An 11939-nucleotide genomic window follows, 5' to 3' on the forward strand; every position below is an offset into this window, starting at 1 on the left:
GGTGCGTTCTTGGAGAGATTGGCGGGACAGCCCCCCCCTCTGGCCTGCCGGCCATCTCCCCCTCGAGGGGGGAGATCAGATGTCGCCGGCGCTTTCGCCAATCGCCAACGTCGCAAAGGGGGCGCCGGCGTCCAAGCTGCCAATCTCCCCCCTTGAGGGGGAGATGCCCGGCAGGGCAGAGAGGGGGGCCTCGCGCCGGCCTGCGCAGCAGTCCTTTAAGCGCCGCCGCCTATTTCGCCGTGACGGTGCCCGTCATCGAGCTGTGGATCGCACAATGGAACGGATGCGCGCCGGCGGCCGATATCTTGACCTTGACGCGTTTGCCCTTGGCGAGGTGGCCGGTATCGAAGGAACCGTCATCCGCCGTGGCGGTGTGCGTCTTGGAATCGGCGTTGGTGAAGGTCACGGTGTCGCCAACGGCGACACTGATCTTGGCCGGGTGAAATTTCATGTCCTTGATCTCAACCGCGTGGTTTGCGGCGAAGGCGGGCATTGCGAAGGCAAGCAAGGCAAGGGTGAGCATAGTGCGCATGGTGGATTCCTCCTCAGAGTCCTCTCCCTAAGCTAAGGCGGGCGCAGCGTTTGTCATGCCACGAACCCCACTCTTTTATGCGACCCGTCGCAAAACGGCTTGTTGGCCGAATGCCCGCAGCGACAGAGGAACACCTTGGTGGTGCGGGCAATGGTATGCCCCGTGCCGGTGACGATCTCGGCGTGGCCTTCGACCTTGAGCGGGCCGTTGATGGTGGGAGTGACCCTCAGCGGGCCGTCTCGCGCTTCCAGCACCTGCGCTTCCTTCAGCGGCGGCTCGCCTGTGGCGGAAAAACCGGCCTTGATGTGGCTGTTGTCGCAGAACGGCTTGTTCTGCGACAGGCCGCAGCGGCAGAGCGTGGCGCGAAAGAAGGTGTCCTCGCCGAGCACGATCTCGGCATGCACCGCCAGCGGGCCGTTCTCGCGCAACCGCACGGTGTTGACCACCGGCGGCTTCTCCTGCGGCCCGCCATCTTTTCTGGTGTAGGTGATGGCGCCCGAGGGGCAGTTTTGCGCCAGCGCCACGACCTGCTCGACGCTGGCTGCTTCCGGGTGGATCCACTCGCCCGGCGCGTTGGGCACGAAGACATGCGGGTTGCCAAGCACGCAATTGCGCGAATGGATGCAGCGCTTGCCGCTGAAGGAAACGTCGATCTTCTCGCCTTCGACCGTGCCTGCCATGTGGGTGGGGTCTCCTGTTGGGTTGAGGCGAAGGCTAGGGCGGGGGCGCGAGGCGCGTCAAGCTGGCCGGATGACTACTTCCCCTTCTCCCCTTGTGGGAGAAGGTGGCTCGGCGCGCAGCGCCGAGACGGATGAGGGGTGCTCCAGCTTGGCGAAGACGCCCGGCGGCATCACCGCCAGGGCTGCAAACTCTTATCGTTCACATACGCAATAATGGTATCGCAGACCGCACCCAGCTCTTTCAGGACATCGTCGTTCCAGAACCGCAGCACGCGAAATCCCCTTGCCTTCAATTCGGTGTCGCGCTCCTGGTCATGGCGCGATTCCGCGTGCTGGCTGCCGTCGATTTCGACGATGAGTTTCGCCGCGGGACAGACAAAGTCGGCCACGTATCGGCCCATCGGCACCTGCCGCTTGAACTTGATGTTGTCCAGCCTTCGGCCGCACAGTTCCTGCCACAGACGCTCTTCCGCCTCTGTGGGCTCGCGGCGCATGGACCGAGCGAAATTTCGTTTGGCCGGGGTTACGGGTTGGTGGGGCATGGCGGAAGATTAGCCATGTAGGTGACCGCTCAAATATCCGGCGCGTCACTCCGCTGGAACACCCCTCATCCGTCTCGGCGCTGCGCGCCGAGCCACCTTCTCCCACAAGGGGAGAAGGGGAAGAGCTACTCCTCCAGATCGATCTCCTCGGTCTGGCCGCCGCTGCAGGTGTAGCAGCAGTCCTCGCAGGTTTCCTTGTTGTTGGGGCCGACGCCCCAATAGGTCCCCTCGTCGCCGTCGACCCAGGCGCCGTAGCAGATCTTCTCGCCCTCGTTGCACGAGATTGGCAACTGCTTGGTCTCGCCGTCGTCGAGATAGAAATCCTTGCCATTTCCCGGCCAGACATAGTCGCGGTCTTGGCTGTAGAGCTCGACGCGCATGGCGTTGGGATGATTGTTCTTGATCTGGAAGGTGACGTCGCCGGCACGAGCGGCGGGCGCGATGAGGACGACAAGCGAAAGCGCGGCGGCAACGCGGCGCGCAAAGGTGGAAGACATGAGAACCCCCGAGGTAGAATCGGCCCCCACGGCCGATGGTTGGATGATGACATGGCCGGCGCGTATGCCAAGGGGTGGCGGCGAAAATGGCTGACGGAATTTGGGGGAAGGCGCGACTTCCCCTTCTCCCCTTGTGGGAGAAGGTGGCTCGGCGCGCAGCGCCGAGACGGATGAGGGGTGTTCCAGCTTGGCAAGAACGCGTGCGCCCCGCTACCGCCAGGGCTGCAGACTCTCGTCCCGCACATAGGCGATGATGGTGTCGCAGACGGCGTTCAAGTCTTTCAGCACATCATCGTTCCAGAACCGCAGCACGCGAAAGCCCCTCGCCTTCAATGCGGCGTCGCGCTCCAGATCACGGAGCGACTCCGCATGCTGGCTGCCGTCGATTTCGACGATGAGTTTTGCTTCGGCGCAGAGGAAATCCGCGACGAACCTGCTTATCGGCACCTGCCGCTTGAACTTGATATTGTCGAGTCGCCGGCCGCGCAATTCGTGCCACAAGCGGTCTTCCGCCTCTGTCGGCTCACGGCGCATGGACCGAGCGAAATTGCGTTTGGCCGGGGTTAGGGGTTGGTGCGGCATGGCGCGAGACTAGCTAATGTTGTGGACTTGAACAGCCGGCGCCTCATTCCGCTGGAGCACCCCTCATCCGTCTCGGCGCTGCGCGCCGAGCCACCTTCTCCCACAAGGGGAGAAGGGGAAGGCGCCACGCTACTCGGCCAGGTCCACCGTCTCGGTGGAATGCTCGGTGCAGATGAAGCAGCAGGTGTCGCAGGGTTGGTCGTTGTCGGGGCCGACGCCGGCGGTGACGGAATCGTCGCCGTTCACCCAGGCGCCCCAGCAGATGTGCTCGCCCGGCTCGCAGGAGATTGGGACGGATTTGCGCGCCTTCGGGCGGATGAGGAACACCTTGTCGTCGCCCGGCCAGACTTTTTGGCTGTCGCGGCTGAACAGCTCGACCGCGACGCCGTCCGAACGCTGGTTGCGCACGAAGACCGACATGTCGGCGGCCAAGGCCGGGGTGCTGAGGAGAAGGAAGGCGAGCAAAGCGCGAATCATGGCGAGGTCCTCCGAGGGAGTAGAGCACGGGAGCGGAAGCGGCGCGACCTCCCCTTCCCCCCTTGTGGGGGAAGGTGGCTCGGCGCGCAGCGCCGAGACGGATGAGGGGTGCTCCAGCTTGGCAAGGCCGTTCGCTGCAAACGGCGTATTGTACCCGATCGCCGATGCCTCATTCCTTCCAGCACCCCTCATCCGGCCGCTTCGCGGCCACCTTCTCCCACAGGGGGAGAAGGGAAAGTCAGCGCCTCACCACCACATGCGGCGCGAATGTCTTTACCGCGTCCACCATCTCCTCTCCCCGCACGTCGAGCGAGGAGATCTCCATATGCACGATGTTCCGGCCGAAGGGCATCAGGCCGAAGGCATTGGCGGAGGAATAGCGGATTGCGTCGGGCGGCTCCTCGGTGAGCTCGAAATTGAGCATCGCCGCGCCCTTGCCGCCGGCGGCGAGCCGCACGCTCCTGACCTTGCTCCATGGCACCAGCACGTCGCCGGCGCGAGCATCGCGGAAACCTTGGCTGTCCAGCGTCACCTTGACCGAACTGTCGAAGGCGCCGCGCGCTATTGATACGCCGAGCCCCAGGCAGGCGGCGCTAAGCAGCGCGATCCACAGCACATGCCCGCCATTGGCCCCCGAAGCCACGCCCTGCAGCGCGCCGAAGCCGAAAATGCCGCCAAGCAGGAACGGTCCGATGGCGGGCAAGATCTTTCCCGACGGGCTGTTGCGGAGTTCGAGTGGCGCGGGCATCGCCTTCGCGCTCAACGCTCCGGCTTCAGCAAAGTCCAGATCCAGCCGATGAAGGTTAGCACCAGGAACGGATAGCCGAGCGCCGGCAGCGGCGCCGAGGTGGGCAAAAGCGGCGCGCCCCACAGGATCATGACGACCGAGACGGAGAACAACACGGCGGCGACGGACGCCGCGAGCCGCATCCACAGCGCGAATGTGGCTTGCGCGCTGACCATCACCAGCCCCGCTGCCCACAGCGCGATGCCGCCGGCATAGGAAGGCACGGAGGCCTGCAGTCCCGCCGCATTGCCGGCCAGAAGCAGGCTTTCGCCGGCGAGGAAGGTGAGGAAGCCCGCCGCGACGAGATCATTGCCGAGCCGCTGGTATTTCATCGTGAGTAGCGCGGTGGCGACGACGATGCCGACGCCGTCGATGGTCCAGACCGTCTCGCGCAGGGCGTCGTTCGCGACGAAAGTGCCCGCAAGGCCAAAGGCGCCGCCGATGGCGAGGCCGATCGCGGCGACGAGATCGAGAGTGGAGCGCATGTGATGTCTCCCCAAGCCGGGGAGAGGATACGCCAAGATGGGAGGATGGAGAAGGGAGGACACTAGTAAGTGCACCGGGACCATAGCCACGAACTGAAGTATCGAAAGCAACCTGCCGAGGGAACAGGGGCGAGGGGGATCGATGGCAAAAGGCCCAGGACCGAAATGACGTGCGCCACACTTACGACTCTGGCAGAATCGTGTAGGAATCTAACCTAGGACGGCATTGGTGGGGGGAGGTTTAAATTCTAAGGCGAATCGAGTTCGAAAACTTTCGAAAGCACTCTAAGTTCCGCGTCACCTGCAAAGAGCGAAATATCTTCGTAGGTCCAAACAACGCTGGAAAGTCCTCAGTGCTCGACGCTCTCCGGCTGTTCGCCGATGTCGCTCGCTACGCAGAATACAGACTTCCGGTCCTGAAGACGCAAAATCCATATGGCGTTTGCGCAACATACGAAATGGCTAATAAGAATTTTTGCCTGCCAATTGCGAACATACCGACAGATGAATCGGAAGATGACGTTAAGATTTCGATATTTCACGAGAATGGATCCGCCCTTCACATTATACTGAATGTCGACCGCCAACCAATCGTTTTTATACAATCAGATAAGAGAGCAAAGAGCACCAAGGCCTTCTTTAGAGACTGTTTTCCGGAATCCATAATTGTCGTTCCAACTCTGGGCCAATTTGAGGAAACCGAGAAACCGAACGATCCCGATTACGTCAGAGGCGTCGAGCATACTCGACTTGCCGCACGAAACTTTAGGAATATATGGCGACAGAAGAGCCACAGCGAATTTCAGGAATTCTCCGCGCTAGTGGAGGGTAATTGGAAAGATATCGAGGTTCAGAAACCGAAAGTAATTGTTGGAGTGCCATCGACGCTTGAGATGATTTATCTTGAGAAGGGCCATCCAAGAGAAATCTATTTGTCAGGATTTGGATTTCAGGCGTGGCTGCAAATCATGACCCATTTTCTTCGAGGATCGGGGGGAGATATCCTCGTTCTGGACGAGCCTGACGTTTACCTTCACGCCGACTTACAGAGAAGACTTTACGGCATTGCCAAAAAGAGATTTTCTCAAATTTTTCTTGCCACTCATTCGGCAGAGATCATGAACGAAGCCAATTCAGGCGATGTCGTTCTGGTGAGATCGGAACTTCAGACAGGGAAGCGGATCACCACCGAGGAAGGCTACCGTAGCGCGCATGCGCTATTAGGTTCCTCTGAGAACGCCGACTTCGCGCGTCTTTCTAGAGCCAGAAGGATAATAGCATTCGAGGGAAACGACCGCTCCATCTATCGAAGGTTCGAGCAAATGCTGATACCCGATGGGGTGTTTAGCGATCCTGATACGATGCTGCTCAAGATAGGTGGGTACGAACAATGGCCTCGGGTAGGCAATCTGCCTTGGGCCTTTCAGGAGCTTTTTGGAATTCAACCCAAGATCGCCGCGATCTTTGACAGAGATTATAGATGCTTGGACGAAATTGAAGGTCACGAGCAGAAGCTAAGAAGATCTGGGGTCTTCTGTCATGTTCTCCGGCGAAAAGAGATCGAGAACTATGTCATCGCTCGGGACGCGATCTACAAGGCTACTCAAAAGGCAGCTAGAAAGAAAGAGAAGACGATAGAAGATGCTTGGATCGACAATACCTTGTCCGCAATTTCATTGGAAATGCGTGAGGATTGCCTTATTAACGTCCAATCAGCGACAAGCAAGTACTATCAGCTCAAACGCGACGGGAGGGACACTCAAACCATTCTGAAGTCAGCTAAAAGCGAATTTGATAAAGATTGGACGACTCGGGGATATAGCTGCCGAATTTCTGGAAAAGAGTTTTTTTCGGCTTATAATCGGGTGCTTGACGAGGCCTACGGGACATCTATCTCGCTGTTTCAGGTTTTGGACGAATTCCACGCATCGGATTTCGATGTCGAATTCTGTGACATGCTCACAGAGGTAAATCGATACTTCGCTGAGGAATAGCGAGCGCTCCGCGCGCCAACCGGCTTCTCAATCCCCCATCTTCAGCGCCTGAATAAACGCCTCCTGCGGGATGTCCACTTTGCCGAACTGGCGCATCCGCTTCTTGCCCTCTTTCTGCTTGTCGAGCAGCTTGCGCTTGCGGGTCACGTCGCCGCCGTAGCATTTGGCGGTGACGTCCTTGCGCAGCGCCGAGATGGTCTCGCGGGCGATGACCTTGCCGCCGATTGCCGCCTGGATCGGGATCTTGAACAGGTGGTGCGGGATCAGCTCCTTCAGCTTCTCGCACATGGCGCGGCCGCGCTTTTCCGCCGCCGTGCGGTGCACCAGCATGGACAGCGCGTCGACCGGCTCCTCATTGACCAGGATCGACATCTTCACCAGGTCGCCCTCGCGATAGTCGGTCAGGTGATAGTCGAAGGAGGCGTAGCCCTTGGAGATCGACTTCAGCCGGTCGTAGAAATCGAACACCACCTCGTTGAGCGGCAGGTCGTAGGTCAGCATGGCGCGTTTGCCGACATAGGAAAGATCGGCCTGGATGCCGCGCCTGTCCTGGCAGAGTTTCAGGATGCCGCCGAGATAGTCGTCGGGGGTCAGGATGGTGGCGCGGATCCACGGCTCCTCGATCGAGGCGATCTTGACCACGTCGGGCATGTCGGCCGGATTGTGCAGTTCCTTCACCGAGCCGTCATTGAGGTTCAGGCGGTAGACGACGGAAGGCGCTGTGGCGATCAGGTCGAGGTTGAACTCGCGCTCCAGCCGCTCCTGGATGATCTCCAGATGCAGCAGGCCCAGGAAGCCGCAGCGATAGCCGAAGCCGAGCGCGGCGCTGGTCTCCATCTCGTAGGAAAAGCTGGCGTCGTTGAGGCGCAACTTGCCGACGGCGGCGCGCAGATCCTCGAAATCGGCGGCGTCGACCGGAAACAGGCCGCAGAACACCACCGGCTGCGCCGGTTTGAAGCCGGGCAGCGCCTTTTGCGTCGGGCGGCGGTCCTCGGTGATGGTGTCGCCGACGCGGGTGTCGGCCACTTCCTTGATCGAGCCGGTGAAGAAGCCGAACTCGCCGGGGCCGAGCTCGTCGACATTGACGCGGGCCGGCTTGAACACGCCCGTCCTCTCGACGAGATATTTCGCGCCGGTGCCCATCATGCGGATGGTCTGGCCCTTCTTCATCACGCCGTCGATGATGCGCACCAGCACGATGACGCCGAGATAGGCGTCGTACCAGCTGTCGACCAGCATTGCCTTCAGGGGCGCCGCGATGTCGCCCTCGCGCGGCGGCGGCAGCTGGTGGACGATCGCCTCCAGCACGTCCGGCACTCCCAGCCCGGTCTTGGCAGAGATCAGCACCGCATTGGAGGCGTCGAGGCCGATCACCTCCTCCACCTGCTCGCGGATGCGCTCGGGCTCGGCGGCCGGCAGGTCGACCTTGTTCAGCACCACGACGATCTCGTGATTGTTGTCGATGGCCTGGTAGACATTGGCCAAGGTCTGCGCCTCGACGCCTTGGGACGCGTCCACCACCAGCAGCGAGCCCTCGCAGGCGGCCAAGGAGCGCGACACCTCATAGGCGAAGTCGACATGGCCGGGCGTGTCGATGAGGTTCAGCACATAGTCCTCGCCGTTTTTGGCGCGGTAGTTCAGCCGAACGGTCTGGGCCTTGATGGTGATGCCGCGCTCGCGCTCGATATCCATCGAGTCCAGCACCTGCTCCTTCATGTCGCGCTCCTCCAGCGTGCCGGTGAGCTGGATCAGCCGGTCGGCAAGCGTGGATTTGCCATGGTCGATATGGGCGACGATGGAGAAATTGCGGATGTGGTCGAGGGGTGTCGTCATGCGCCGCGCTTTAGCAGGGGCGGGGTTGAGGGGCAAGCGGAACGCCTTTTTCCCTTCTCCCCTTGTGGGGTGAGAAGCGGTCCGCGTCAGCGGGCGAAAAGCCAATTGCTTGGCTTTTTCGAGCTTCGAACGCCCTGAGCCTGCGAAGGGCCGGGTGGTGGATCGGCGCGCAGCGCCGAGACGGATGACGGGTGTTGGACGGAACTCAGCGGCCAGCTAGTCTGGCGCAATGCCGCACCAGCCCGTCACCCAAGCCAAGCGCAGTTTTGCCCGAACGCTCCGCCGTGAGATGACGGAGGCTGAGCACAAGCTGTGGCAGGAATTGCGCGACCGCAGGCTCGATCGGATCAAGTTTCGCCGGCAGGTGCCCATTGGAAAATACGTCGCCGATTTCGCTTGTCTCGAGGCGCGGCTCATCGTCGAGCTGGATGGTAGCCAGCACGCGGACTCGGGGTCGGATTTGGCTCGCGGAGCTGAATTGAAGGCGAGAGGATTTCGGATCTTGCGCTTTTGGAATGATGATGTGCTGAAGGATCTGGACGGCGTCTGCGATACGATCATCGCCTATGTGAAGGATCTCGGCCTGCAGCCGTGGCGGTGAGCGGGTAGACGTCTCACTCCGCTGGAGCACCCCTCATCCGTCTCGGCGCTGCGCGCCGATCCACCTTCTCCCACAAGGGGCGAAGGGAAGGCCCCAATCACAAACCGGTGAAGCTGTAACGAACCTCTCCACCCCGACGAAATGAAGCATGACCCCGCAACGGAGACTGCTTCCCATGACCGGAACGACAACAAGGACCGTCCTGCTCGCCGGCGCGATGCTCGCGGCCACGATGGGCGCGGCGACCGCGCAGCCGCTCACCGTGGTCGAGCTGTTCACCAGCCAGGGCTGCTCGTCCTGCCCGCCGGCCAACGCCAACCTGATCAAGGTCAAGGACCAGCCCGGCGTGCTGGCGCTGTCGTTCAACGTCACCTACTGGGACTATCTCGGCTGGAAGGACACGTTCGGCCGCAAGGAATTCACGGAACGCCAGGTGACCTACGAGCCGTCGCTCGGCCATGACGGGCCGTTCACGCCGCAAGTGGTGGTGAACGGCAGAAGCGACGGCGTGGGCGCCTCGCCGGGCGAGATCCAGGGCCTGATCGCCAAAGGCGGCCGCACGCAGGGGCCGGAGCTTTCGCTTGGGCAGGGCAAGGTCAGCATCGGCGCCGGCAAGGCGCCGGGCGGCAGCGCCGACATCTGGCTTGTGCGCTACACAAGAGGCATCGTCGAGGTGCCGGTGGCGCGCGGCGAGAACACCGGCCGCACGCTGCCGCACGCCAATGTCGTGCATTCGCTGACCAAGCTCGGCAGCTGGAACGGCGCGGCGACGACGCTGCCGTTGCCGGCAGCCACCGGGGGCTGGAGCACCGCGGTGCTGGTGCAGGCGGCGCGCGGCGGACCCATCCTGGCCGCGGCCGCCAACTGATCTTTTCCCCTACGCGCGGGGCCGTAGACAGCGGCAACGCATAACCCGGCCCGCCTCCGCGCGCCAAACCCAAGGAGACTACCTATGTCCAAGTTCCTCACGCTGCCGGCGCTGGCCCTCGCGCTTTTAGCGTCCGTCTTCGTCGCCGGCGCCCGCGCCGACGACGCGACCAATGCGATGAAGCCCGCCAACGCGATGGCGACCGACGCCATGAAGCCGGCGGGCGCGATGAAGCCGGCGACGGACGCGATGAAGCCGGCCGACGCCATGAAGCCCGACGCGATGAGCACCGAGGCGATGAAGCCGGCGGATGCGATGAAGCCGGCGGATGCGATGAAGCCTGTGACGGATGCCATGAAGCCAGCGGACACCACCGCTCAGTAAGGCGAGCTTGGCTCACCCGGATTGCCAACCGAATTGCCAAGAGCAATTCGAGGCAATCCGACCTCTCCCCGATGGGGAGAGGAGGCTTTCGGCGCCGGCGCCAATCTCTTCTCCCCACCGGAGAGAAGGTGGCCCGAAGGGCCGGGGGAGCGCCGCCGCTCACAAGAACAGCCGCACGGCAAAGTGAGAACCACTTCGCGGCTGCGTTCGTATATAATGAAGCAACAACAGGAGATCAGGACATGAACGGCATAAAGGCAAAGGCCGCGCGGCGATCGCCATTCTTCGCCCGCGGCACGTTGGCAGTGCTCGGCCTTGCGGCCGTGGCGGCAGCGGCTCTGTGGCAGACACCGGCCCGCTCGGCCGAGGACGCGGTGGTGATCCCGCCGCCGGCTCTGGACGAGAAGGCGGCGAGCGGCACCGAGAAGGCTATCTTCGCCGGCGGCTGTTTCTGGGGCGTGCAGGGCGTGTTCCAGCATGTCAAGGGCGTCAGCAAGGCGGTGTCCGGCTATACCGGCGGCAGCGGCGAAAACGCCGTCTATGAAGTCGTCGGCACCGGCCGCACGGGGCACGCCGAATCCGTCGAGATCACCTACGACCCGTCGAAGGTCACCTACGGCCAGCTGCTGCAGGTCTATTTCTCGGTCGCGCACAATCCGACGCAGCTCAACTACCAGGGTCCGGACCAAGGCACGCAATACCGCTCGACGATCTTCGCCGAGAACGACGAGCAGAAGAAGGTCGCCCAGAGCTATATCGCCCAGCTCGACAAGGCCAAGGTGTTCGGCAAGCCGATCGTCACCACGCTGGAGACCGGCAAGACCTTCTACCCGGCCGAGGATTACCATCAGGACTTCCTGACGCTGAACCCGACCTATCCCTATATCGTCTACAACGACCTGCCCAAGATCGAGAATTTGAAGACGCTGTTCCCCAAGCTCTACAGCGAGAAGCCGGCGCTGGTGCTGGCCTCCAGCAAGAGCTGACGAGACACCCACTCGTCGTCATCCACGGGCGGAGCAAGGAGCGAAGCGACGCGCGTAGGCCCGAGGATCCATTCCGTGACGTATGAGCGCCGCAACGGTGCAGAATTCTGCTCCGTTGTACCCTACGGCAAGGGTCGCGGCATGGATTCCAGGGTTTGCGCGACGCCGCTTCGCGGCTGCTCCGCCCTGGAATGACGAGGCTGGGATCTTTCGATCGCTGGGTCTGTGTCCGCAGGCGGCATGCCTTGGCGATTGGCCGAAACGCTCATCGCGATCGTCATCCGCGGGCGAGCAAGGAGCGCAGCGACGCGCGCAAACCCGAGGATTCCGTGACGTATGAGCGTCGCTCACGGTGCAGAATTCTGCACCGTTGTGCCCTACGGCAAAGGTCACGGAATGGATTCCAGGGTCTCCGCGCGTCGCTTCGCTCCTTGCTCCGCCCTGGAATGACGAGGTTGGGAGGCTTCAGCCAATCGCCTGCGTTTGCGCCGATTTCACGGAAGGGGAACGGTGAACGTCCTGCCCGACAAATGGCAACCTCGCCGCTCTCGCTTTTCCTGGAATTGCTCCAGGCCGGCCCGAACTTTCGGGCCTTTGTTTTGCTGGCAAACAAAACACAATGTGAAGCAGTTCATAGAATTATACTTGACGCTGCAAAACATTGACATCCGATCTTCTGCCGCCACATAAT

At 61.8% G+C, this 11939-nt stretch carries 14 protein-coding genes; 5 read left to right on the plus strand and 9 right to left on the minus strand.

Going from position 1 to position 11939, the window contains the following annotated elements; translation table 11 throughout:
• Positions 1 to 229: 229 nt before the first annotated feature.
• The 8 genes from FJW05_RS14805 to FJW05_RS27450 all read right to left on the minus strand — a co-directional run bounded on the left by FJW05_RS14805 (position 230) and on the right by FJW05_RS27450 (position 4582).
• Positions 230 to 532: a cupredoxin family copper-binding protein gene (locus FJW05_RS14805; protein ID WP_140633275.1), complete on the minus strand. Its 303-nt coding sequence runs from the start codon at positions 530 to 532 to the stop codon at positions 230 to 232.
• A gap of 53 nt (positions 533 to 585) precedes the next feature.
• Positions 586 to 1212, minus strand: a complete 627-nt coding sequence (locus tag FJW05_RS14810) for a CDGSH iron-sulfur domain-containing protein (RefSeq protein ID WP_140633278.1) — start codon at positions 1210 to 1212, stop codon at positions 586 to 588.
• Between the two features lie 170 nt (positions 1213 to 1382).
• Entirely contained in the window at positions 1383 to 1754 is a 372-nt protein-coding gene (locus tag FJW05_RS14815) for a DUF559 domain-containing protein (protein ID WP_140633281.1), read from the minus strand.
• Between the two features lie 125 nt (positions 1755 to 1879).
• The gene (locus FJW05_RS14820) at positions 1880 to 2251 is read right to left on the minus strand and encodes a hypothetical protein (protein ID WP_140633284.1); all 372 of its coding nucleotides are present in this window, start codon (positions 2249 to 2251) and stop codon (positions 1880 to 1882) included.
• Between the two features lie 210 nt (positions 2252 to 2461).
• Positions 2462 to 2833, minus strand: coding sequence for an endonuclease domain-containing protein (locus FJW05_RS14825; RefSeq protein ID WP_140633287.1), 372 nt, complete (start codon positions 2831 to 2833; stop codon positions 2462 to 2464).
• A 129-nt stretch (positions 2834 to 2962) separates the two neighbouring features.
• Positions 2963 to 3310 carry a hypothetical protein gene (locus tag FJW05_RS14830; protein WP_140633290.1) on the minus strand — a complete coding sequence of 116 codons (348 nt, stop codon included), beginning with the start codon at positions 3308 to 3310 and terminating at the stop codon, positions 2963 to 2965.
• A 238-nt stretch (positions 3311 to 3548) separates the two neighbouring features.
• The gene (locus tag FJW05_RS14835; protein ID WP_140633293.1) at positions 3549 to 4013 is read right to left on the minus strand and encodes a hypothetical protein; all 465 of its coding nucleotides are present in this window, start codon (positions 4011 to 4013) and stop codon (positions 3549 to 3551) included.
• 56 nt (positions 4014 to 4069) lie between these two features.
• A complete protein-coding gene (locus FJW05_RS27450) occupies positions 4070 to 4582 on the minus strand; it encodes a hypothetical protein (protein WP_181164954.1) in 513 nt (170 codons plus the stop codon).
• A 257-nt stretch (positions 4583 to 4839) separates the two neighbouring features.
• Here FJW05_RS27450 and FJW05_RS14845 point away from each other — a divergent pair, with 257 nt between their 5' ends.
• Complete coding sequence (locus FJW05_RS14845; RefSeq protein ID WP_246673463.1) at positions 4840 to 6576, plus strand: ATP-binding protein; 1737 nt, start codon at positions 4840 to 4842, stop codon at positions 6574 to 6576.
• A 27-nt stretch (positions 6577 to 6603) separates the two neighbouring features.
• On the opposite strand, the gene lepA is transcribed toward FJW05_RS14845, so the two are convergent.
• Complete coding sequence (gene lepA / locus FJW05_RS14850) at positions 6604 to 8409, minus strand: translation elongation factor 4 (RefSeq protein ID WP_095769428.1); 1806 nt, start codon at positions 8407 to 8409, stop codon at positions 6604 to 6606.
• 229 nt (positions 8410 to 8638) lie between these two features.
• Between lepA and FJW05_RS14855 the strand changes: the two genes are divergently transcribed.
• The 4 genes from FJW05_RS14855 to msrA all read left to right on the plus strand — a co-directional run bounded on the left by FJW05_RS14855 (position 8639) and on the right by msrA (position 11248).
• A complete protein-coding gene (locus FJW05_RS14855) occupies positions 8639 to 9010 on the plus strand; it encodes a DUF559 domain-containing protein (RefSeq protein ID WP_140633299.1) in 372 nt (123 codons plus the stop codon).
• Positions 9011 to 9185: 175 nt separating this feature from the next.
• Entirely contained in the window at positions 9186 to 9878 is a 693-nt protein-coding gene (locus FJW05_RS14860) for a DUF1223 domain-containing protein (protein ID WP_140633302.1), read from the plus strand.
• 84 nt (positions 9879 to 9962) lie between these two features.
• A complete protein-coding gene (locus tag FJW05_RS14865; RefSeq protein WP_140633305.1) occupies positions 9963 to 10262 on the plus strand; it encodes a hypothetical protein in 300 nt (99 codons plus the stop codon).
• Between the two features lie 242 nt (positions 10263 to 10504).
• Positions 10505 to 11248, plus strand: coding sequence for a peptide-methionine (S)-S-oxide reductase MsrA (gene msrA, locus FJW05_RS14870; protein ID WP_140633308.1), 744 nt, complete (start codon positions 10505 to 10507; stop codon positions 11246 to 11248).
• Positions 11249 to 11939: the final 691 nt, after the last annotated feature.

The organism is Mesorhizobium sp. B2-9-1, assembly GCF_006439455.1.
GTDB lineage: Bacteria > Pseudomonadota > Alphaproteobacteria > Rhizobiales > Rhizobiaceae > Mesorhizobium.

Excerpts from the sequence above, each read along its gene's own strand:
- FJW05_RS14830 (WP_140633290.1), bottom strand. The coding sequence starts at position 3,310 with ATGATTCGCGCTTTGCTCGCCTTCCTTCTCCTCAGCACCCCGGCCTTG.
- FJW05_RS14810 (WP_140633278.1), bottom strand. The coding sequence starts at position 1,212 with ATGGCAGGCACGGTCGAAGGCGAGAAGATCGACGTTTCCTTCAGCGGC.
- FJW05_RS14820 (WP_140633284.1), bottom strand. The coding sequence starts at position 2,251 with ATGTCTTCCACCTTTGCGCGCCGCGTTGCCGCCGCGCTTTCGCTTGTC.
- FJW05_RS14805 (WP_140633275.1), bottom strand. The coding sequence starts at position 532 with ATGCGCACTATGCTCACCCTTGCCTTGCTTGCCTTCGCAATGCCCGCC.
- FJW05_RS27450 (WP_181164954.1), bottom strand. The coding sequence starts at position 4,582 with ATGCGCTCCACTCTCGATCTCGTCGCCGCGATCGGCCTCGCCATCGGC.
- msrA (WP_140633308.1), top strand. The coding sequence starts at position 10,505 with ATGAACGGCATAAAGGCAAAGGCCGCGCGGCGATCGCCATTCTTCGCC.
- FJW05_RS14815 (WP_140633281.1), bottom strand. The coding sequence starts at position 1,754 with ATGCCCCACCAACCCGTAACCCCGGCCAAACGAAATTTCGCTCGGTCC.
- FJW05_RS14860 (WP_140633302.1), top strand. The coding sequence starts at position 9,186 with ATGACCGGAACGACAACAAGGACCGTCCTGCTCGCCGGCGCGATGCTC.
- FJW05_RS14825 (WP_140633287.1), bottom strand. The coding sequence starts at position 2,833 with ATGCCGCACCAACCCCTAACCCCGGCCAAACGCAATTTCGCTCGGTCC.
- FJW05_RS14855 (WP_140633299.1), top strand. The coding sequence starts at position 8,639 with ATGCCGCACCAGCCCGTCACCCAAGCCAAGCGCAGTTTTGCCCGAACG.
- FJW05_RS14865 (WP_140633305.1), top strand. The coding sequence starts at position 9,963 with ATGTCCAAGTTCCTCACGCTGCCGGCGCTGGCCCTCGCGCTTTTAGCG.
- lepA (WP_095769428.1), bottom strand. The coding sequence starts at position 8,409 with ATGACGACACCCCTCGACCACATCCGCAATTTCTCCATCGTCGCCCAT.